The organism is Cohnella sp. LGH, assembly GCF_017671885.1.
Taxonomy (GTDB): Bacteria; Bacillota; Bacilli; order Paenibacillales; family Paenibacillaceae; genus Cohnella; species Cohnella phaseoli.
Window position 1 is genome coordinate 4,985,177 of record NZ_CP072117.1, and the last position, 18,910, is coordinate 5,004,086.

The window sequence follows — 18,910 nt, forward strand, 5'->3', positions numbered from 1 at the left end:
CTTAATGAAAGCAGTTCTGTTGCTTAGCTATGCTTCTTTGCAATCGATCGACGATGTTCCGGCTTTCTATACGCACTTGTTTCATGGCAAAAAGCCGCCGCCAGAAATGATGAAGGCGGCAATGTCGCGGTTTCGCTCAATCGGAACGGCCGATCCCCTCGGATCGGTCACTTCCCGACTGGCGGCCGCTTTGGAGCAGCGGCTATCCCTGTACTTAAATGAGGAGGTTCGGGTGTACCAGGCGGCAAAGCACACCTCTCCTTTCGTGGAGGAAACGACAAGGCAAATCGTAGCCGAAGGCGCTACCCGACTGTATACTTTTCCAATGTCGCCTCTCTACTCCCGAACAGGAACTGCAGCCTATCATTTGCGCGTGCGTAAGAAGCTTGCTTCACTGGATACAGAAATTCCTGTGGATGAAATCGACCACTGGCATTTGTATCCTGCAGTTGTTCAAGCTTTAGGCCGGCGGCTTCGGACCGCGCTGCAATGGATATCCGCCGCCAATCGGCCCAAGACTACCGTATTGTTCACAGCTCATAGCCAACCCGGATTGCCTTCCGCCAATATGGAGTTTATCGCGGCGTTTCGCGAGATGGCTGCTGCCGTTGCCGCAGAAGCCTGTTGGAATCACTGGAGACTCGCGTATCGAAGTGCGGGGTCGCCTCCGCAGAAATGGCTGGGCCCCGATGTACTCGAGGCAATCAGGGACATTGCAGCCACTGAAGGGAAAGCCGTTGTAGTTTGCGATTTATTGTCCTTAATCGAGAATGTCGAAGTCGTCTTTGATTGTCGGATCCATAGCCACAATGAAGCTTCTTCATACGGCTTGGAGTTTGCGGCAACGGAATTCCTGAATGATGCCGCAGACTATGTGAACGCGCTGGTCGGTTGTATTGCCGAACGAATGAGCTAAGAAAAATGCCCAAGGATAAAATTGTTGGATCGAGGAAACATTAATCCTACTATATGAATCCTGGGGTGTACGAATATGTTGTATTTGATCAGCTTTGCGCTCATGTTTGCCGGCCTAACTTGTATCAATATTATTTTCTCCTATCAGAGCAAGCATATTTCCCCACATTTCTGGTCTACGTTAAAATTTCAGCTTCTGATGCTGCCGCTCTTTCTCGTCGCTAATTTGGGCGTCGGATACGGCGTCAAGTTCGGTATGAAAGCCGTCAATCAACTGGGCTACGTCCTGATCGTCGCCAAATGTATCGAAGTATTGATCTCCATCTGGATGGGATATTGGTTTATGAAGGAAGCCCCTTCCTGGAAAACATGGACAGGTCTTGCTGTCATTATAATTGGCGTTATCTTGGTGAAGCAGAGGTAACGAATGTAGCTTGATCCGATTCTCGTATTTTGTTACGGCAACATTGAGACATTGGCCTCTTGAGCGAAAAAATAGGAGAAGTAAAATTAAGGAATAGGCTTCGAGTCAGTCAAAAATAAGTCGCGATACCCAAGGAGGCTTCAAAGCGTATGCTGGACGATATTTATTCGATAGAAACGATAGAACAGTTAACCGTCCGGATTCAGGAGGAGCCGTCTCCGGATGCGCTACGCCAAGCGCTATTTGCTGAATACGACCGTTACGCCGACTATGCGAACATTCAGGAGTGGAACAAGCTGGTTCGCGTGTGCGAGGCGTTGCATATTGTAGGCTGGAAGGAACGGGAGCCCGTCGAGGCGATTGCGGAGAAATGGATTAACGGTTCCTATTATTCCAGTCTGCGGACTCGAACCTTCCATACGATTGAAGGAACAGCCAAAGGATGGAGCAAGCGAGGCGACAGCTTTGTCATTGACGATGGCCGCGACCCGACTGACTATGGGATTTCAAGCCTGGCTACCCAGCGCAACTCCCTGCCGAAAAACCCTGTTCGTCTAGTTCGATCGGGCAATTATCAGCAATCCGTTCAACCGTTTGTAGACTGCCTGCGGGAGCTTCGGGAGCGGCTTGACCGGGATATGCGGCAGGAACGATACGGTTCCGACTTCGATTATTTTGCCGTTCAATGCTGGTTCAGCCATCACGACGACCCTTCGCCCACTATGCGCTACGAGTATTTTCATACGGAGGAGGACGTCCCGCCCCATTTTGCGGAATCGTACTATATTCGTCCCCGACTGCAGACAAGCAAACTCGCCAAGCGCAACGGCCAGCTTAAGATAGAATTTACGAGACACTTTACCAGGCACGAAGGCGAGCTCGCCGTTGAAACTCTGAAGGAGCTGTTTAATCAGGATTTGCTAGAGATGGTTGCCATCTTATAAGAGAAGCTGAAGAAGAAAAAGCTGAGCTACCGCACGGACCTGCTCAGACAAGACTTGGAGGCTGTATTGGCGCAATGGTAGTGGTAAATATGCCACAGAAAACTTGGATTGGAGATGATAAACGATGGATAAACCTTGGCATGCTTCCATGCAGGGGATTCCCTGGAATGAAGAGAAAATGAAGGCTGCCGTAAAAGATTTGCGAAACCGGGCAACGGTTAGTTTTGTTGTCGGCGCAGATTTGACGGAGGATCTGCTTGAACTGGATAAGCGGGTATTTGCCACACGGCCGGATCTGATTTTGTACATATGGAATAAGGACGAGAAGGCTCGTTACACGGACGAATTTCTTGAGACGCTTGCTGCGCTGAAGCACGTAGCCGCTCTAAGGTTGGATCTGCGACAGCCGCAGGACTTGACCCGGCTTGGCAGGATGAAGCAAATGCAATTCCTTAACGTAAGCTCGCCCAAAAAAGCGCAAAGCCTGGATTTTATCCGCAGCTATTCACAATTAAACTATCTTGAACTGCATGGAAAATTCGAAGGGTTGACCCCAATAGCGGAATGCGCCAGTCTGAACACGCTCTTGCTGAACTGTGCGATTGATCGTCTGGATTTCATAGCGGAACTTCCGCAGATCAAGTATTTGTTGATCGACAGCTGCGAGTTAAATGGTCCGCTCGATGTGCTAGCCGAGTCGAACTTAAGTATGCTCGTCCTATCCGCCGTGCGAAACCTAACCGATATTCAGGCCGTAGGACAAATGCGCAATTTGAGCTTTCTGCAATTATCCCTGCCTAAGGTTGAACGCTTGTGCGACTTCTCGAAAATGGACAATCTCCGGCAGCTCGAGTTAAACTACATGAAATCATTGCGGGACATCGCAAATCTATGGACTGCCAAGCAGCTTGAGGTTCTGGAGCTGAAAGAAATCAATACGGCCATTAAGGCTGAAGCCTTTGCTCCCTTGAGGGACATGGAGAGCTTGCGACAGGTCGATTTTCGTTTTATCGACTTCAACAAGGGGCGCATCGCGGCAATAAGCGAGCTAATGGAGCAGGCAGGCAAGGGCCATCTTCTGTACGACAATATTCCAGAGGATCAACACATACGCTCCTTGGCGCTGGAGCATCTGGCCCCTATTTTAACGTAAGAACCTCCTGCCCGATCGGCGAGTTCGGCTACCGGCTCGCCCAGCGGAGCGGAGTAGGGCATCCAGTGTCCTCCGTGCACGCGAGCGGTTTCTGTTCCACATTGCATCAGCTTTTCTTTGTTCGGAACCACACGACGACCGGAATCAGAAGCAAGGACAGACAAGCTCCGGCCAAAGAAAGGGTCGCATAGCTCGATTGCGCGACAACCATGCCGGACAGCGCGCCTCCGGAGGCCCCTCCTAAAGCGATCAACACGTCCACGGTGCCCTGGGTTTTGGCACGGACCTGCGGAGGCGTTGCGTCGACAATTGCCGTCGTCCCGCTAATCAGGCCAAAGTTCCATCCCAATCCAAGAAGCGCAAGCGCCAGAACCAGCATCCCCATGGAATCGCCGGGAGCAAACGCGGCAACAAGCCCGGACAACAATAATGTAAATCCGGAAACGTACGACATGGCGATATGACCAAATTTATCGACGAGAACGCCGGTGAGCAGAGATGGAAGATACATCGCAGCGACATGAATGCCGATGACAACCCCCACCTCGCCCAGACCGTGTCCATGGTGCTGCATGTGAACGGGAGTCATTGTCATAATCGCTATCATGACAATCTGTGTCAGAACCATGACGGTTGCGCCCGTCATAATCCCTTTTTTGTTTACGGCATTTGCCTGAGCTTGGGGTTGAGCCGCCTGATCGGACATTGCCTTGAGCCGCTGCTTGTCGGCAACGGCCTTAGCGACAAGGAACGGATCGGGCCGCAAGAAAATAAGTAGAACAAGGCCAGCTATTAGATATGCAGCAGCAGCCAGCATGAACGGCCCCGACAACGGGGGAGCGCCCAGGGAAACGGCTAGCCGTCCGGTCAGATTGACTAGATTCGGGCCGGCAACGGCGCCAAACGTTGTGAATACCATAGCCAAGCTGATCGCCTTCGCCCGATGTGCCGGCAATGCCAAATCCGTACCTGCATATCGAGCCTGCAAGTTTGTCGCCGTGCCTGCCCCGTAGAGCAGCATCGAAAGAAGAAGTAAAGGAATGCTGTTCAATAATGCAGCGAGTACGACGCCGATCGCTCCCAAACCGCCCGTTATGAATCCTATAGCCAGTCCGGGCCTGCGCCCCCATCGCTGGGAAAGGCGGCCAACCCCAAGAGCAGCTCCGGCAGAACCCAACGTAAATAGCGCGGTAGGCACTCCGGCATAACGATCCGTTCCGATCATCTCTTGCGCAAGCAATGCGCCTACGGTGATTCCTGCCGCCAAACCCGCTCCGGCAAGAACTTGCGACAAAATCACGACCTTCAATGTCTTTGTATGTAGCTGACGCTGCTTCTCCGACGACTCGACAACGTCCATCATCGAAGATGGCAGACTTTGTGCCTTTTTACCGGCAGCCATTGGATTCTCTAACATTTATACTCTCCTTCTAAAAAAGAAATCGTTCCCGTTCTCTGCTTATGATGTAGTCCACTCACGCATGAATTCAACCATTCAATCAATGAATTGAATTATAATTCTAAAAAAATACCCGTCAACCCTCTCTATCTGCAACCAACCCTGCTGCTCAATTGAATAATTGAACAAGATGATGTACACTATATAAAAATTCAGCCTATTATTTTTTGACAATCGGTCTGATACCGAAAGGGGTATTTTCGTATGCAATGGAATGAAATAACGACGATCGAGGAATGGAATGAGCTCTTGCTCCAGTCGTCCGAACGCGGACAAGTGATACTGAAGCATAGTACAACTTGCCCGGTAAGCGCTAACGCGCTTCAAGAATACGAACAATATTTAAACGATAAGCCGAATGAAAATTTGAATTATGTGCTGGTCAAAGTCATCGAATCGCGCCCGGTATCCAACCAAATCGCGGAAGACTTGAATGTAAAGCATGAATCCCCGCAAATTATTTATGTAAAGGATAAAGCCAAATACTGGACCTCCTCGCATTGGTCTGTAACGAAGGCGCATATCACCGCGGTTTTAGATTAGGCTCTGTTCAAGAATCGAGGGAATATCATTATGAATGATACTATGCTGGATTCAGCGAATGCCCTCAAAGAAGATCTCTACAGACAGTTATCGAGAATCGGTAAATGCTTGTCGAGCGATAAGCGTTTGGAAATTCTTACTTTATTGTCCCAGGGATCCAAGACGGTAGAAAAGTTAACCTCGTCCACGGGGATGAATTTTGCAAACGTATCTCGCCATCTCCAGGTATTGTTGGATGCCAAGCTTGTTAGATTCACCAAGAAAGGCACCCACGTCATCTATTCATTGGCCGACCCTGCTATTGTTGATTTGTTGACTTCCCTGTGGAGAATCAGCAACAAGCAGCTTCCCGATATCGGAAAGCTTAAGGACGACTTTATGGATAACTTGGATAACGTTCAAACTCTAACGATGGACCAGGTCATGGAAAAATTAAATACGGAGTCTATCCTTCTTCTGGATGTGCGTCCAAAAGAAGAGTTTGAAATTAGCCATATCGATGGCGCGATATCCGTACCTATAGAGGAACTGGAGTATTTTATGCGTGAATTCCCTCAGGAGACCGAGATTGTCGCTTACTGCAGAGGTCCGCTCTGTGTATACTCCGCAATCGCTGCGCAGAAGCTGCAGGCTGAAGGATTTAGCGCCTATCGGATGGATGAGGGAGTAAATGAATGGCAGGAACATTTTGCTCACTGAAGCCAAATAGAGAGAACCGTTAGTCCGTGTAAAGCCTTCCGCATCCTATTTATCAGGTTGCGGAAGGCTTTTTTTCTATCGTCTATGAACCTACGCGCTTTTATTAATCGCACACTTGAGAGGCGGCAATCATATCAATTTCAACCAGCAAATCATAATTCAGATCGCAATAAACGGTCGTTCTGGCAGGATAAGGGCCGAAAAATAACGTCCACAAATTTGATTAAATTCAGCATAATGCTCCCTTTTGGCCAAATAGATATTCAACCTTGCCCGTTATTGAATTTAGCCCGCCTTGACCGGCGACAAACAACAGCGGACCTAATCGAGTTGCAGATGGAAAAAGCAATACTTTCCATACTCGCTCGCCTTGGATCGCGCGTACAGACTTTACGGCGCTCTCTCCTCCCAGCCGTTTCTCAAGCTTATGGCGATGGGCTTCAACAATAGCCTCTCTTCTTGTCGAACAGATCGGAATGCCAGCATGTGCGACTTCTTCCCTGCTCATATCGTTGGCAGGAAATTAATCTACGTAGAGGGAAGCCACCTCGATTTGAGGTTCATAGCCCCACCGCCCCAACAACCTGCAGACAATGACTTCCGCATGAGAATTATGCCGATATCCCGTAATGATGACGGCTACTTTAGGGTTGCTTGGCTCGCCTGTATGCATCGTTTACGTCGCCCCCCTAATCATTCTTCATGTTGGTTAATCGAATTCTAGAAATGACAAACACAAAGGTAAACCAGGCGTTAGTAACTCTACAGCCTGGTTTCCTTATTCCTTCTGGTTCGGACACAAAAAAAGCTCATTAGATTAATCTCTAATGAACTGTCATTGTTAAAGTGGTACCGGTGAGAGGACTCGAACCTCCACGGGGGTTGCCCATTCGATTTTGAGTCGAACGCGTCTGCCATTCCGCCACACCGGCATATTCAATTTTGTTGCATCTTACTGGCGCGCCCTAAGAGATTCGAACTCCTGACCTTTTGATTCGTAGTCAAACGCTCTATCCAGCTGAGCTAAGGGCGCAAGCTTTGAGGTTTTTGGAGGCGCCACCCAGACTCGAACTGGGGGTAAAGCTTTTGCAGAGCTCTGCCTTACCACTTGGCTATGGCGCCAGATTCAAGATTGAGATGGAGCGGAAAACGGGATTCGAACCCGCGACCTTCTCGTTGGCAACGAGATGCTCTACCACTGAGCTATTTCCGCACATTAGGTTCGTGAAAATGGCTGGGGATCTAGGATTCGAACCTAGGAGTGACGGAGTCAAAGTCCGTTGCCTTACCGCTTGGCTAATCCCCAACAAAATTGATGTAAATGGGGCGATCGAGGGGAATTGAACCCCCGAATGTCGGATCCACAAACCGATGCGTTAACCACTTCGCCACGATCGCCATGAATTGTGAAGCATTTAATTGGCAGGGGCAGCAGGAATTGAACCCACACTAACGGTTTTGGAGACCGCTGTTCTACCCTTAAACTATGCCCCTAAGCATTAAAAACATGATGGTGGAGGATGATGGATTTGAACCACCGAACCCGAAGGAAGAGATTTACAGTCTCCCGCGTTTGGCCACTTCGCTAATCCTCCACGTTTAGAAGAGAAATGGTGCCGACTAGAGGACTTGAACCCCCAACCTACTGATTACAAGTCAGTTGCTCTACCAATTGAGCTAAGTCGGCTTAGTGTTAAGTTTTCTTGATGGTGGCTCGAGACGGAATCGAACCGCCGACACGAGGATTTTCAGTCCTCTGCTCTACCAGCTGAGCTATCGAGCCTTACATGCTTCCTTGAAGGAAAATGGCGGAGCCGACGGGATTCGAACCCGCGGTCTCCTGCGTGACAGGCAGGCATGTTAGGCCTCTACACCACGGCTCCGCGTGTACTCGGTTATGAGCCGAGATGATGTTTGGTTGCGGGGGCAGGATTTGAACCTGCGGCCTTCGGGTTATGAGCCCGACGAGCTACCGGGCTGCTCCACCCCGCGTCGTTGTTGAGTATGTTGCCCGTTAAAGCGACATTTATTATCATACCTTATATCGCTTATGTAATGCAACCCTCAAATTCTGGAAATTTCTTATGAAAGAAATGGTGACCCCTAGGGGATTCGAACCCCTGTTACCTCCGTGAAAGGGAGGTGTCTTAACCGCTTGACCAAGGGGCCATACTTACCTGAAAATTTATGGCGGAGAGAGAGGGATTCGAACCCTCGAGACGCTTTAGACGCCTACACGATTTCCAATCGTGCTCCTTCGACCAACTCGGACACCTCTCCAAATGGCTCCCCGAACAGGACTCGAACCTGTGACAACTCGATTAACAGTCGAGTGCTCTACCAACTGAGCTATCAGGGAATGGTAAGCAATGTAGAACTATGAATCCCGCCTGGCGACGTCCTACTCTCCCAGGACCCTGCGGTCCAAGTACCATCGGCGCTGGAGGGCTTAACGGTCGTGTTCGGGATGGGTACGCGTGGAACCCCTCCGCCGTCATCACCAGACCAGATTGCTTCAATTCTAGCCATGTTAAACATGGCATTCAAGGCTTGCGCCCTGAAAACCGGATACGAACCAAACTCGCGCTTAGAAGAAGGTGAAGTGTCTTGCTTTGTAGGCCAATTCACTGTTCGTAGCGATTTGCATCGCACGATGTTAGGATAAGCCCTCGACCGATTAGTACTCGTCAGCTCCACACATTGCTGCGCTTCCACCCCGAGCCTATCAACCTGGTGTTCTTCCAGGGGTCTTACGAATTGGGAAATCTCATCTTGAGGCAGGCTTCGCGCTTAGATGCTTTCAGCGCTTATCCCTTCCGCACTTGGCTACCCAGCGATGCTCCTGGCGGAACAACTGGTACACCAGCGGTGCGTCCATCCCGGTCCTCTCGTACTAAGGACAGCCCCTCTCAAATTTCCTACGCCCGCGACAGATAGGGACCGAACTGTCTCACGACGTTCTGAACCCAGCTCGCGTACCGCTTTAATGGGCGAACAGCCCAACCCTTGGGACCTACTTCAGCCCCAGGATGCGATGAGCCGACATCGAGGTGCCAAACCTCCCCGTCGATGTGGACTCTTGGGGGAGATAAGCCTGTTATCCCCAGGGTAGCTTTTATCCGTTGAGCGATGGCCCTTCCATTCGGTACCACCGGATCACTAAGTCCGAGTTTCCTCCCTGCTCGACTTGTAGGTCTCGCAGTCAAGCTCCCTTATGCCTTTGCACTCTTCGCGCGATTTCCAACCGCGCTGAGGGAACCTTAGAGCGCCTCCGTTACTTTTTAGGAGGCGACCGCCCCAGTCAAACTGTCCGCCTGACACGGTCCCTCTGCCCGATTCAGGGCAGCAGGTTAGAACTCCGATACGATCAGGGTGGTATCCCAACGGCGCCTCCACTGAGGCTTGCGCCCCAGCTTCATCGGCTCCCACCTATCCTGTACAGACCGTACCAAAGTTCAATATCAAGCTACAGTAAAGCTCCATGGGGTCTTTCCGTCACGTCGCGGGTAACCTGCATCTTCACAGGTACTAAAATTTCACCGGATCTCTCGTTGAGACAGCGCCCAAGTCGTTACGCCATTCGTGCGGGTCAGAATTTACCTGACAAGGAATTTCGCTACCTTAGGACCGTTATAGTTACGGCCGCCGTTTACTGGGGCTTCGGTTCACAGCTTCGGGTTGCCCCTAACCACTCCCCTTAACCTTCCAGCACCGGGCAGGCGTCAGCCCGTATACTTCGCCTTACGGCTTCGCACAGACCTGTGTTTTTGCTAAACAGTCGCTTGGGCCTCTTCACTGCGGCCCCCTCGGGCTATTCACCCTACCGAGGCACCCCTTCTCCCGAAGTTACGGGGTCATTTTGCCGAGTTCCTTAACGAGAGTTCTTCCGCGCGCCTTAGAATTCTCATCTCGCCCACCTGTGTCGGTTTACGGTACGGGCACCTTCTCCTGGCTAGAGGCTTTTCTTGGCAGCGTGGGTGTACGACCTTCGGTACTGTGATTTTCCCTCCCCATCACAGCTCAAGGTTACAGTATGCGGATTTGCCTACATACCCCTCTCACTGCTTGGACGAGCACATCCATCGGCTCGCGTCGCTTCCCTCCTGCGTCCCCCCATCGCTCATAACGGATTACGGTGGTACAGGAATTTCAACCTGTTGTCCATCGACTACGCCTTTCGGCCTCGCCTTAGGTCCCGACTTACCCTGGGCGGACGAACCTACCCCAGGAACCCTTAGGCTTTCGGCGGACAGGATTCTCACCTGTCTTTTCGTTACTCATACCGGCATTCTCACTTGAATGCAGTCCACCAGTCCTTCCGGTCTGACTTCTACCCGCATTCAACGCTCCCCTACCCAAGCATGCCATAGCTTCGGTGGTGTGTTTAGCCCCGTTACATTTTCGGCGCAGAGTCACTCGACCAGTGAGCTATTACGCACTCTTTAAATGGTGGCTGCTTCTAAGCCAACATCCTGGTTGTCTTCGCAACTCCACATCCTTTCCCACTTAACACACACTTGGGGACCTTAGCTGATGATCTGGGCTCTTTCCCTCTTGACGACGGATCTTAGCACTCGCCGTCTGACTCCCGAGTATACATCCATGGCATTCGGAGTTTGACTGGACTTGGTAACCCTTGGCGGGCCCCGCACCCAATCAGTGCTCTACCTCCATGATGCTCAACCTCGAGGCTAGCCCTAAAGCTATTTCGGGGAGAACCAGCTATCTCCGAGTTCGATTGGAATTTCTCCCCTACCCCCACGTCATCCCAGAGCTTTTCAACGCTCACGAGTTCGGGCCTCCAGTGCGTGTTACCGCACCTTCACCCTGCACAGGGGTAGATCACACGGTTTCGGGTCTACGACCACGTACTTAAGCGCCCTATTCAGACTCGGTTTCCCTTCGGCTCCGCCTCATCAGCTTAACCTTGCACGTGAACGTAACTCGCCGGTTCATTCTACAAAAGGCACGCCATCACCCCTAGATCGGGCTCTGACTTCTTGTAAGCGCACGGTTTCAGGTTCTCTTTCACTCCGCTCCCGCGGTGCTTTTCACCTTTCCCTCACGGTACTGCTTCGCTATCGGTCGCCAGGGAGTATTTAGCCTTGGCAGATGGTCCTGCCGGATTCCCACGGGGTTTCACGTGTCCCGCGGTACTCAGGATCCGTCTCGGAGAGAACACACTTTCGGCTACAGGGCTTTTACCTTCTGTGGCAGGCCTTTCCAGACCTCTTCGCCTAATGTGCTCTTTTATCACTCCATGTGAGACGTCCTACAACCCCAGAGAGCAAGCCCTCTGGTTTGGGCTAATCCGCTTTCGCTCGCCGCTACTGACGGAATCACTGTTGTTTTCTCTTCCTCAGGGTACTTAGATGTTTCAGTTCCCCTGGTATGCCTCCGACGAGCTATGTATTCACTCGAAGGTAACTATCCATTACGATAGCTGGGTTTCCCCATTCGGAAATCTCCGGATCAAAGCTCACTTACAGCTCCCCGAAGCATATCGCTGTTCGTCGCGTCCTTCATCGGCTCCTGGCGCCTAGGCATCCTCCGTGCGCACTTATTAGCTTAACCCAGTCGTTTGACACTAGTAAGGCAGAGATGCTTCATTCTTCTTCGCGCAGCATGCAATCGTTAGATTGTATGCAGTTTGGTTCGATATCCAGTTTTCAAGGTGCAAGGGGTTATGAAATTGGTTGGCCTTAGTGGACTCGAACCACCGACCTCACCCTTATCAGGGGTGCGCTCTAACCAGCTGAGCTAAAGGCCATCGCATCTTTCCGCTTGCGCAGAAAATAGCATGCCCGGCTTGGCAACGTCCTACTCTCCCAGGACCCTGCGGTCCAAGTACCATTGGCGCTGGAGGGCTTAACGGTCGTGTTCGGGATGGGTACGCGTGGAACCCCTCCGCCGTCATCACCAAACCGGTTTTGCGAAAGATTGCTCTTTCAAAACTGAACATGAGCGTAAGAAACGTTTGCCACTTCCTTGCGGACCGTGGACTTTGATTAGCTCCGAAGAGCTCCTTAGAAAGGAGGTGATCCAGCCGCACCTTCCGATACGGCTACCTTGTTACGACTTCACCCCAATCATCTACCCCACCTTCGGCGGCTGGCTCCCTTGCGGGTTACCCCACCGACTTCGGGTGTTGTAAACTCTCGTGGTGTGACGGGCGGTGTGTACAAGACCCGGGAACGTATTCACCGCGGCATGCTGATCCGCGATTACTAGCAATTCCGACTTCATGCAGGCGAGTTGCAGCCTGCAATCCGAACTGAGACCGGCTTTGTTGGGATTGGCTCCACCTCGCGGCTTCGCGGCCCTTTGTACCGGCCATTGTAGTACGTGTGTAGCCCAGGTCATAAGGGGCATGATGATTTGACGTCATCCCCGCCTTCCTCCGGTTTGTCACCGGCAGTCAACCTAGAGTGCCCACCATAACGTGCTGGCAACTAAGTTCAAGGGTTGCGCTCGTTGCGGGACTTAACCCAACATCTCACGACACGAGCTGACGACAACCATGCACCACCTGTCTCCTCTGTCCCGAAGGCCGCCGATATCTCTACCGGATTCAGAGGGATGTCAAGACCTGGTAAGGTTCTTCGCGTTGCTTCGAATTAAACCACATACTCCACTGCTTGTGCGGGTCCCCGTCAATTCCTTTGAGTTTCAGTCTTGCGACCGTACTCCCCAGGCGGAGTGCTTAATGTGTTAACTTCGGCACCGAGGGCATGATACCCCCAACACCTAGCACTCATCGTTTACGGCGTGGACTACCAGGGTATCTAATCCTGTTTGCTCCCCACGCTTTCGCGCCTCAGCGTCAGTTACAGTCCAGAGAGCCGCCTTCGCCACTGGTGTTCCTCCACATCTCTACGCATTTCACCGCTACACGTGGAATTCCGCTCTCCTCTTCTGCACTCAAGCTCCCCAGTTTCCAGTGCGTCACGGGGTTGAGCCCCGCACTTAAACACCAGACTTAAAGAGCCGCCTGCGCGCGCTTTACGCCCAATAATTCCGGACAACGCTTGCCCCCTACGTATTACCGCGGCTGCTGGCACGTAGTTAGCCGGGGCTTTCTTCTCAGGTACCGTCATCGGATCATCAGTTAAATGATCCTTATTCTTCCCTGGCAACAGAGCTTTACGACCCGAAAGCCTTCCTCACTCACGCGGCGTTGCTCCATCAGGCTTTCGCCCATTGTGGAAGATTCCCTACTGCTGCCTCCCGTAGGAGTCTGGGCCGTGTCTCAGTCCCAGTGTGGCCGTTCACCCTCTCAGGTCGGCTACGCATCGTCGCCTTGGTGAGCCGTTACCCCACCAACTAGCTAATGCGCCGCAGGCCCATCCTCAAGCCACAGATTGCTCCGTGTTTCCCGATCCGATCATGCGACCAAACCGTGTATCCGGTCTTAGCATTCGTTTCCGAATGTTATCCCGATCTTGGGGGCAGGTTGCCTACGTGTTACTCACCCGTCCGCCGCTAACCTCATCAGAAGCAAGCTCCATCAGAGATCCGCTCGACTTGCATGTATTAGGCACGCCGCCAGCGTTCGTCCTGAGCCAGGATCAAACTCTCCATGAAAGTTGATTAGCTCATTCACTGCTGGTTTGCCTTCCGACGACCGAAGCCGTCTTCCGACGTTTTTGTTTCTTACGCTCAATGTTCAGTTTTCAAAGAACAATCGGTGTTTCTTTTATCTCGTCGCCGCGTTAACAGCGACCTTTATAATATATCACAACCGGAACCTTCGATGCAAGCATTATTTTTAATTTTGTTTGCATTTCTTTTTTCCTGCCGTGTCCGCTTCGTAGTGCTTTTTCGGCGGCGAAATATAATTTATCACAGATACAATAGGCAAGTCAACGGTTTTTTCGACATTTTTTGAATTTCTTTTTACAGGCTTATGCGGACGTATATTTGAGCTCTAGAATACCGTTCGCACGCGAAGGAGAAGGCTTGGCAATCTCGCGAATACAGCCCCGGTTTACGAGCCTGTATAATAGAACGGACAATTCCAGCGATAGCCCCGCCAAATCGGGATGCCGCATGAGCTCGGCAATCGTCCACGCCTCTTCGCGGCTTGCAACCAGCCGAATCAATAGCGCGCAGCTCGTTTCCATTTTATTCATTATAGAAAACTCGCAAGCAAGCAGAATGAGCTCGACTCGTTGCTCCAGCGTTTCTGGACTTGCCGTCAGCTCTTCGAACAGCTTGTAAATCCCCGGATTCACGGTGCGCATTTGTTCCCATACCGTCAGCTCGGGATGCATTCCCGCTTCCACAAGCGCGATATGAGCCCAATAATGAAGACAAGCGAGAACATTGGAATAGGCATCCAGAACTTGACCGTCCTTAAGATCCTGCTTCGCCTGCTGGTATGCCCGGACGAAACGCGAAAATTCGCTTAGCAGCTTCTGCTCCATAATGAGTGGAGACCAATTCATAAGCCGGCTGCGCAAATCGCTCAAATATCCGTCGCGATCGACCACGATTTCCCCGTGCATTAGCCAATAAGCGCTTCCCCGGTTGGAGCTTCCTACGATCCAGCTCTCCAGCTGCTCCCGAGAAACTCGGCGAACCTGAACGCGCTCGTTGTCCCACAGCCAATGCTCAATCTCTCTGCCGGAAGCTTCGCCTTCCTTTACGATGAGTACAAGACGATCAAGTCCGTCCAGTCTCGTTTGCTGAGAGAACGGTTTTGCAATCAGCAGAAGATTCGTCGTTCCTTCCTCCGCCGCCAATCTTGAGATATCGAACCCCAGCTTGCCCGCCTGCGCCACGTTATCACACCTCTGCTCTAATTCCAGCTCGAATCGCGGCGTCCTAAGGTGGTTTGGCCGTACGATGTGAGCTATAATAAAATTGCAAGTATGCTCTAGTTCTACAACGCAGGCCCGCTTTCCTGCTTAGCGGCGTATTCAAATTGCAATGCTGCGTCAGGAATGGGGCCATGCTTTATTAAAAAGACGGAGGATTGCAATATGAAGTGGAAAGCCAGCAAAATATCGACGATGAGAACATGGGCGCTGCTGCTTGTTATGATCGGGATGGGCATCATGGTTTTCGGGACAAGCGGCATCCTGATGTTCGGAGAAGTCGGCAAAATCATCGCGGCCGTCTTCATGGTGTTCGGTATCATCAGTTGTTTTATCAGCATGGGGATGTACTTCTATATCGGCATGCTGTCGACAAGCGCGCCGGTGCTTGAATGTCCGGAATGCGGCAAGAACACGAAAGTGCTCGGTACGACGGACCGCTGCATGTACTGTCATACGATTTTGACATGGGACCCGAAGCAAGCGACGGAAAAGCCGGCGGACAGCGGCAGCGAAGTCCCTTTGCAGTCGCAGTCGTGATTAATTCCCCACAAGGACTGCCATCTAAAAAACGGCTCTTAGGATTCCGCCTAAGAAGCCGTTTTTTTTATGCGTGCTTTTGCCCGATCGCACCGACGCCCAGCTCCCGCTTGAGCAGTCGGGACATATATTGCGGGGAAATTTTATACTTGCCGGCCAGCAGCTCAAGATGAATGTCCTCATGGTAATGCTCGTCAATGAAAGCCTTGAACGCGCCCACATCGAATTTGGCGTTTCCTCCGGCGACGGCCCCGACGACACTGTCGAAAAACGCGAGCACGGCTTCCGCGATCTCGTCCGCCGACCAAGAGTCGTTGGACAAAATAAAATCGGTATACGCTCTGCAGGCCTCTTCCTCCAGTTCCTTGTCCCTCATCTTCAGCGCTTGAAGGCCAATTGAGTAAAATCTCATATACAGCTCGCGCATCAGCGGTGCGGAGATACCGGAGGACACGTTGCGATCGATCGTATTTTCGACCAGCTCGCGAAGCTCTTCCTTTCGGCCCTGCCTCCTTGTCCGATTCCGCAAAAGCATACACGCGTTTGCCGTCAAACGGAGAGATGCGCCATAGCGCCTTCATCGCTTCGACGTAGGAGCGCCGCATGCCGCCGTAGCCTGGATGAACGCCGCCGATGCCCGCATGAACCCGTAGAAAATCCTCATCCCTGCGGAACAAATCCACCACTTCCGCGCAATAGCGCTCGTACAGCTCCCGTTCCACTCCTTCCAAACTGCTCATTCGCAAGCGGCAGAGCATAGGAAAGCTGCTGATTCAACGATTGGACGCTGCTCATGATTCGGCCAATCTCGTCGTCCAAATATTCGAACTCGTTCATAGGCTGCTTGCCCTTCGAATGAGGACCGCTCAGACGTTCGACAAGCGACTTGATCGGGGCGTACAGATTTTTACTAAACGCAACGGATAGGATCAGCGACAGCAATAACGTAAACGCCGCCGAAATAATCCGCAAATTTTCCAGATTGCTTAAGCTGCTGCGAATATCGTTTTCCGGCACGCCTACGATCATCACGTCGTCATTATAGAAGAAACTCGTATTGAGCGTAATCACTCGCATTTTCTGCTTCTTGTAGATCGCCTGCTCGGAAGCGCCGCCTTCGCTCAAACTTGCCTTCATAAAAGCCTGCAAATCCGGATCGCTCGTAAAGCCTTCCTCCGAGGAGGCCAGCATCGTTCCGTTCTTGTCGGCAATAAATAAAATGCTGCCCGGAGTAAGTTTATAGTTTTGCAGCAGTTGGACGATAGGCTGAACGTTCAAAATAATGACGTACAGATTGTTCGACCAGTATTCGGCGATCTTGGACTGAACAGGCTTTATTTTCAACCCGGATGCCGGAAAATTCGAAGTATGCCTACACGAGCGACAACTACAAGCAATTCGTCACGTTTCTGAGCCGCCTGATGAAGGAAGGGTTGGCCGATCCGGAGATCTTCACCTCCAGCACGGATCAGTGGAAACAAAAGATGGCGACGGGCCAGAGCGTCTTCACGTATACGTGGATCAGCGAGCTCGGCCAGATTAACGCCGACGGCAAGAAGAACGTAGATCCCGACTTCGAGCTGGCTCCTCTTCCTCCGATCGCAGGGCCAGGCGGAGTCAAAGGACCGTCCGCGCAGCGCATCAACTTCGCGTACGTCATCCCGGCGAGCGCGGCCAATTAGCCGAACTTGGATAAACTGCTGGAATACGTCAACTGGCTGTACAGCGACGAAGCGGTTAACTTGGGCACTTGGGGCATTCAGGAACAGACGTTCGTCGAAAAAGACGGCAGCCGCGATTTCACCGATGCGGTGAAAAACAGCGGTAGCATCCAGAAGTCGCTGTGGGATATCGGCGCTTCTAACAACAACTTCACGACCGTGTTCACGTACGATTGGTTCTCCAAGGTGCTTAACAATCCGCTCGTCGATACGCTGACGACGGAAGCTAACGAGAAGGGCTGGTTCCCTTCCGTCGCCAAAGTGCCGAAGCTGACTTCCGCCGACAAAGAAGAAGAAACGATGAGAAGCACGACGGTTCACGACTTCTTCCTGCGCGGCCTGGAGCAATTCGTGTACGGCAAGCTCTCCCCGGAAACCGATTGGGACGGCTATGTGAAGGAAATCAACGATAAAGGCGTCGGCAAGCTGCTGGAAATCTATAACGGAACTTTGCAGCCGTAATTAAGCTTGAAACGATGCAAATGCCGGGGCTTTCCCGCTAGGGCGTGTCTGCATACTCCGAGCGAAAAGGCGGTGATAGATGCCTCTGAGCGGGTTTGCAGACACGTCCTAGCCGCGGAGAAGGCTCCGGTTTTCTTTGTGGATCAAATCAGACAAGAGGAGGACAACCGTTATGAAAGTAGGCATCGAGCTGCACCACGGTTATTTGGAAGACGAATATATGCCGATCGGTCAGGTGTTGGAAAAAGCGAAGAAGGACGGCTACGAGGGCGTCTACTACAAATCTCCGATCTATGTTTCCAAGACGCTGGACGCCGGTGAACTTAAAGAAGCGGCCGCCTGCGCCGCGGAGCTCGGCCTGTACGTCGACTTTGGAATCGGCCGGGTGAATCCGTTCAATACGTCGGAATCGCCGGAAATTTGGCTGCTAGGAGGAGGAGATTACAAGCTGGCCGTGGAGAAACAGATTCAAGCCGCCGCGCTGCTGGGAGCCAAGGAGCTGATCGGCGTTACGGCGGGCTGGCGGGGCGGACATTCCGGCTATTTCGTCAACGATCGTTTCAGAACGGACGTGACCTGGGAGGAGCAATTGGAAGCGACGACGCGTTTCCTGAAACGTCTTGCCCCGGTTTTGCGCGACACCGGCTCCCGCATTAACTTGGAGACGCACGAAGAGATCACCTCCTACGAAGTGCTGCGAATGATCGAGGAAGTCGGCGAGGACGCGCTTGGCATCGCCTTCGATACAGCCAACGTGTTCGCGCGGGCCGAGGACCCGGTCGCGGTCGCCCGTCGAGCCGCTCCTTACATCCATCAGATGCATGCCAAGGACGTTATTCTTTATTTTTCGGAAAACGGTCTTGTGAGGCAGTTGAAGGCTTCCGGCCAAGGCGTGGTCGATTATCGGGCTATTTTCGCCGAGATTGCCAAGTTCAACCCGAGCCTGCATGTGCAAGTGGAGGATCATAAAGGCTTGATGCATATGGACATTTACCGCGAAGAATGGCGGACCGTCCACCCCGATCTTAGCCTGTCGGAGGTGGCCGAGCTTGTTCGTCTGGCAACGGTCTGCGAACGCCGAATCGCGGCAGGCGAACTGATGGCCCCTGACGCTTACGAGGCGCTCAGCTATTGGGACGAAATGGACGAACGGCTGGATTCCTCGCGGCAGTACTTGCAACACACGTTGCGAGATATGGGGCTGACGAGTTGATAGCTCGAAGAAAAAGAT

At 52.0% G+C, this 18,910-nt stretch carries 15 protein-coding genes, 16 tRNA genes, 4 rRNA genes and 1 pseudogene; 10 read left to right on the top strand and 26 right to left on the bottom strand.

The features are described 5' to 3' along the window. Window positions 1-4 precede the first annotated feature (4 nt). The 4 genes from J4772_RS21455 to J4772_RS21470 all read left to right on the top strand — a co-directional run bounded on the left by J4772_RS21455 (window position 5) and on the right by J4772_RS21470 (window position 3,436). Window positions 5-916: a ferrochelatase gene (locus J4772_RS21455; protein ID WP_209071332.1), complete on the top strand. Its 912-nt coding sequence runs from the start codon at window positions 5-7 to the stop codon at window positions 914-916. A gap of 75 nt (window positions 917-991) precedes the next feature. Further along, window positions 992-1,339: a hypothetical protein gene (locus tag J4772_RS21460; protein ID WP_209071333.1), complete on the top strand. Its 348-nt coding sequence runs from the start codon at window positions 992-994 to the stop codon at window positions 1,337-1,339. A gap of 149 nt (window positions 1,340-1,488) precedes the next feature. After that, the gene (locus J4772_RS21465; protein WP_209071334.1) at window positions 1,489-2,283 is read left to right on the top strand and encodes a hypothetical protein; all 795 of its coding nucleotides are present in this window, start codon (window positions 1,489-1,491) and stop codon (window positions 2,281-2,283) included. Window positions 2,284-2,407: 124 nt separating this feature from the next. After that, complete coding sequence (locus tag J4772_RS21470; RefSeq protein ID WP_209071335.1) at window positions 2,408-3,436, top strand: leucine-rich repeat domain-containing protein; 1,029 nt, start codon at window positions 2,408-2,410, stop codon at window positions 3,434-3,436. 106 nt (window positions 3,437-3,542) lie between these two features. Here the strand turns inward: J4772_RS21470 and J4772_RS21475 are convergent, their stop codons facing one another. Next, complete coding sequence (locus J4772_RS21475) at window positions 3,543-4,838, bottom strand: MFS transporter (protein WP_116064234.1); 1,296 nt, start codon at window positions 4,836-4,838, stop codon at window positions 3,543-3,545. Between the two features lie 261 nt (window positions 4,839-5,099). On the opposite strand from J4772_RS21475, the gene ytxJ reads away from it, so the two are divergent. Then, on the top strand, window positions 5,100-5,438 hold the full coding sequence (ytxJ, locus tag J4772_RS21480; protein WP_116064156.1) for a bacillithiol system redox-active protein YtxJ: 339 nt from the start codon (window positions 5,100-5,102) through the stop codon (window positions 5,436-5,438). 30 nt (window positions 5,439-5,468) lie between these two features. Continuing rightward, a complete protein-coding gene (locus J4772_RS21485; RefSeq protein WP_209071336.1) occupies window positions 5,469-6,137 on the top strand; it encodes an ArsR/SmtB family transcription factor in 669 nt (222 codons plus the stop codon). A gap of 523 nt (window positions 6,138-6,660) precedes the next feature. Here J4772_RS21485 and J4772_RS21490 read toward each other — a convergent pair. The 22 genes from J4772_RS21490 to J4772_RS21595 form a co-directional block, all read right to left on the bottom strand. Further along, a complete protein-coding gene (locus tag J4772_RS21490) occupies window positions 6,661-6,810 on the bottom strand; it encodes a hypothetical protein (protein WP_209071337.1) in 150 nt (49 codons plus the stop codon). Between the two features lie 174 nt (window positions 6,811-6,984). Continuing rightward, window positions 6,985-7,069: transfer RNA gene (locus J4772_RS21495), tRNA-Leu, on the bottom strand. Window positions 7,070-7,093: 24 nt separating this feature from the next. Continuing rightward, window positions 7,094-7,170, bottom strand: a tRNA-Arg gene (locus tag J4772_RS21500). 15 nt (window positions 7,171-7,185) lie between these two features. Beyond that, window positions 7,186-7,259, bottom strand: a tRNA-Cys gene (locus J4772_RS21505). A 16-nt stretch (window positions 7,260-7,275) separates the two neighbouring features. After that, window positions 7,276-7,350: transfer RNA gene (locus J4772_RS21510), tRNA-Gly, on the bottom strand. An 18-nt stretch (window positions 7,351-7,368) separates the two neighbouring features. Continuing rightward, a tRNA-Gln gene (locus J4772_RS21515) sits at window positions 7,369-7,443 on the bottom strand. A gap of 16 nt (window positions 7,444-7,459) precedes the next feature. Next, window positions 7,460-7,535: transfer RNA gene (locus J4772_RS21520), tRNA-His, on the bottom strand. Window positions 7,536-7,557: 22 nt separating this feature from the next. Next, window positions 7,558-7,631 (bottom strand) — tRNA-Trp (locus J4772_RS21525). Window positions 7,632-7,648: 17 nt separating this feature from the next. Further along, window positions 7,649-7,732, bottom strand: a tRNA-Tyr gene (locus J4772_RS21530). 16 nt (window positions 7,733-7,748) lie between these two features. Next, window positions 7,749-7,824, bottom strand: a tRNA-Thr gene (locus J4772_RS21535). Between the two features lie 20 nt (window positions 7,825-7,844). Next, window positions 7,845-7,920, bottom strand: a tRNA-Phe gene (locus J4772_RS21540). A gap of 23 nt (window positions 7,921-7,943) precedes the next feature. Next, window positions 7,944-8,020 (bottom strand) — tRNA-Asp (locus J4772_RS21545). Between the two features lie 32 nt (window positions 8,021-8,052). After that, window positions 8,053-8,129: transfer RNA gene (locus tag J4772_RS21550), tRNA-Met, on the bottom strand. Between the two features lie 102 nt (window positions 8,130-8,231). Then, window positions 8,232-8,306 (bottom strand) — tRNA-Glu (locus tag J4772_RS21555). A 19-nt stretch (window positions 8,307-8,325) separates the two neighbouring features. Further along, window positions 8,326-8,417: transfer RNA gene (locus J4772_RS21560), tRNA-Ser, on the bottom strand. A 3-nt stretch (window positions 8,418-8,420) separates the two neighbouring features. Next, window positions 8,421-8,496: transfer RNA gene (locus J4772_RS21565), tRNA-Asn, on the bottom strand. 29 nt (window positions 8,497-8,525) lie between these two features. Next, window positions 8,526-8,642, bottom strand: a 5S ribosomal RNA gene (gene rrf, locus J4772_RS21570). 152 nt (window positions 8,643-8,794) lie between these two features. Further along, window positions 8,795-11,711 (bottom strand): 23S ribosomal RNA (locus J4772_RS21575). A gap of 119 nt (window positions 11,712-11,830) precedes the next feature. Further along, window positions 11,831-11,907: transfer RNA gene (locus tag J4772_RS21580), tRNA-Ile, on the bottom strand. A gap of 37 nt (window positions 11,908-11,944) precedes the next feature. After that, a 5S ribosomal RNA gene (gene rrf, locus J4772_RS21585) occupies window positions 11,945-12,061 on the bottom strand. 106 nt (window positions 12,062-12,167) lie between these two features. Further along, window positions 12,168-13,721: ribosomal RNA gene (locus J4772_RS21590) — 16S ribosomal RNA — on the bottom strand. The 16S, 23S and 5S rRNA genes sit together here with 16 tRNA genes alongside, the layout of an rRNA operon. A 320-nt stretch (window positions 13,722-14,041) precedes the next feature. Beyond that, a complete protein-coding gene (locus tag J4772_RS21595; protein WP_209071338.1) occupies window positions 14,042-14,920 on the bottom strand; it encodes a nucleotidyltransferase-like protein in 879 nt (292 codons plus the stop codon). A gap of 201 nt (window positions 14,921-15,121) precedes the next feature. Here J4772_RS21595 and J4772_RS21600 point away from each other — a divergent pair, with 201 nt between their 5' ends. Then, window positions 15,122-15,496, top strand: a complete 375-nt coding sequence (locus tag J4772_RS21600; RefSeq protein WP_209071339.1) for a DUF2614 family zinc ribbon-containing protein — start codon at window positions 15,122-15,124, stop codon at window positions 15,494-15,496. A 67-nt stretch (window positions 15,497-15,563) separates the two neighbouring features. On the opposite strand, the gene J4772_RS21605 is transcribed toward J4772_RS21600, so the two are convergent. The 3 genes and pseudogenes from J4772_RS21605 to J4772_RS21610 form a co-directional block, all read right to left on the bottom strand. After that, complete coding sequence (locus J4772_RS21605) at window positions 15,564-16,025, bottom strand: helix-turn-helix transcriptional regulator (protein ID WP_209071340.1); 462 nt, start codon at window positions 16,023-16,025, stop codon at window positions 15,564-15,566. A gap of 97 nt (window positions 16,026-16,122) precedes the next feature. Next, window positions 16,123-16,182, bottom strand: a pseudogene (locus J4772_RS37590) (hypothetical protein); the annotation flags it as partial. Further along, complete coding sequence (locus J4772_RS21610; RefSeq protein ID WP_209071341.1) at window positions 16,157-16,840, bottom strand: hypothetical protein; 684 nt, start codon at window positions 16,838-16,840, stop codon at window positions 16,157-16,159. The gene J4772_RS21610 and the pseudogene J4772_RS37590, both read right to left, overlap by 26 nt. A 5-nt stretch (window positions 16,841-16,845) precedes the next feature. On the opposite strand from J4772_RS21610, the gene J4772_RS21615 reads away from it, so the two are divergent. From J4772_RS21615 to J4772_RS21625, 3 genes are all read left to right on the top strand, one after another. Next, complete coding sequence (locus J4772_RS21615; RefSeq protein ID WP_209071342.1) at window positions 16,846-17,178, top strand: extracellular solute-binding protein; 333 nt, start codon at window positions 16,846-16,848, stop codon at window positions 17,176-17,178. Window positions 17,179-17,184: 6 nt separating this feature from the next. Continuing rightward, the gene (locus tag J4772_RS21620) at window positions 17,185-17,679 is read left to right on the top strand and encodes a type 2 periplasmic-binding domain-containing protein (protein WP_209071343.1); all 495 of its coding nucleotides are present in this window, start codon (window positions 17,185-17,187) and stop codon (window positions 17,677-17,679) included. A 172-nt stretch (window positions 17,680-17,851) separates the two neighbouring features. Continuing rightward, window positions 17,852-18,892 (top strand): sugar phosphate isomerase/epimerase family protein, encoded by a 1,041-nt coding sequence (locus tag J4772_RS21625; protein ID WP_209071344.1) that lies wholly within the window; start codon window positions 17,852-17,854, stop codon window positions 18,890-18,892. Window positions 18,893-18,910: the final 18 nt, after the last annotated feature.

Excerpts from the sequence above, each read along its gene's own strand:
- J4772_RS21455 (WP_209071332.1), top strand. The coding sequence starts at position 5 with ATGAAAGCAGTTCTGTTGCTTAGCTATGCTTCTTTGCAATCGATCGAC.
- J4772_RS21460 (WP_209071333.1), top strand. The coding sequence starts at position 992 with ATGTTGTATTTGATCAGCTTTGCGCTCATGTTTGCCGGCCTAACTTGT.
- J4772_RS21465 (WP_209071334.1), top strand. The coding sequence starts at position 1,489 with ATGCTGGACGATATTTATTCGATAGAAACGATAGAACAGTTAACCGTC.
- J4772_RS21470 (WP_209071335.1), top strand. The coding sequence starts at position 2,408 with ATGGATAAACCTTGGCATGCTTCCATGCAGGGGATTCCCTGGAATGAA.
- J4772_RS21475 (WP_116064234.1), bottom strand. The coding sequence starts at position 4,838 with ATGGCTGCCGGTAAAAAGGCACAAAGTCTGCCATCTTCGATGATGGAC.
- ytxJ (WP_116064156.1), top strand. The coding sequence starts at position 5,100 with ATGCAATGGAATGAAATAACGACGATCGAGGAATGGAATGAGCTCTTG.
- J4772_RS21485 (WP_209071336.1), top strand. The coding sequence starts at position 5,469 with ATGAATGATACTATGCTGGATTCAGCGAATGCCCTCAAAGAAGATCTC.
- J4772_RS21490 (WP_209071337.1), bottom strand. The coding sequence starts at position 6,810 with ATGCATACAGGCGAGCCAAGCAACCCTAAAGTAGCCGTCATCATTACG.
- J4772_RS21600 (WP_209071339.1), top strand. The coding sequence starts at position 15,122 with ATGAAGTGGAAAGCCAGCAAAATATCGACGATGAGAACATGGGCGCTG.
- J4772_RS21615 (WP_209071342.1), top strand. The coding sequence starts at position 16,846 with ATGCCGGAAAATTCGAAGTATGCCTACACGAGCGACAACTACAAGCAA.
- J4772_RS21625 (WP_209071344.1), top strand. The coding sequence starts at position 17,852 with ATGAAAGTAGGCATCGAGCTGCACCACGGTTATTTGGAAGACGAATAT.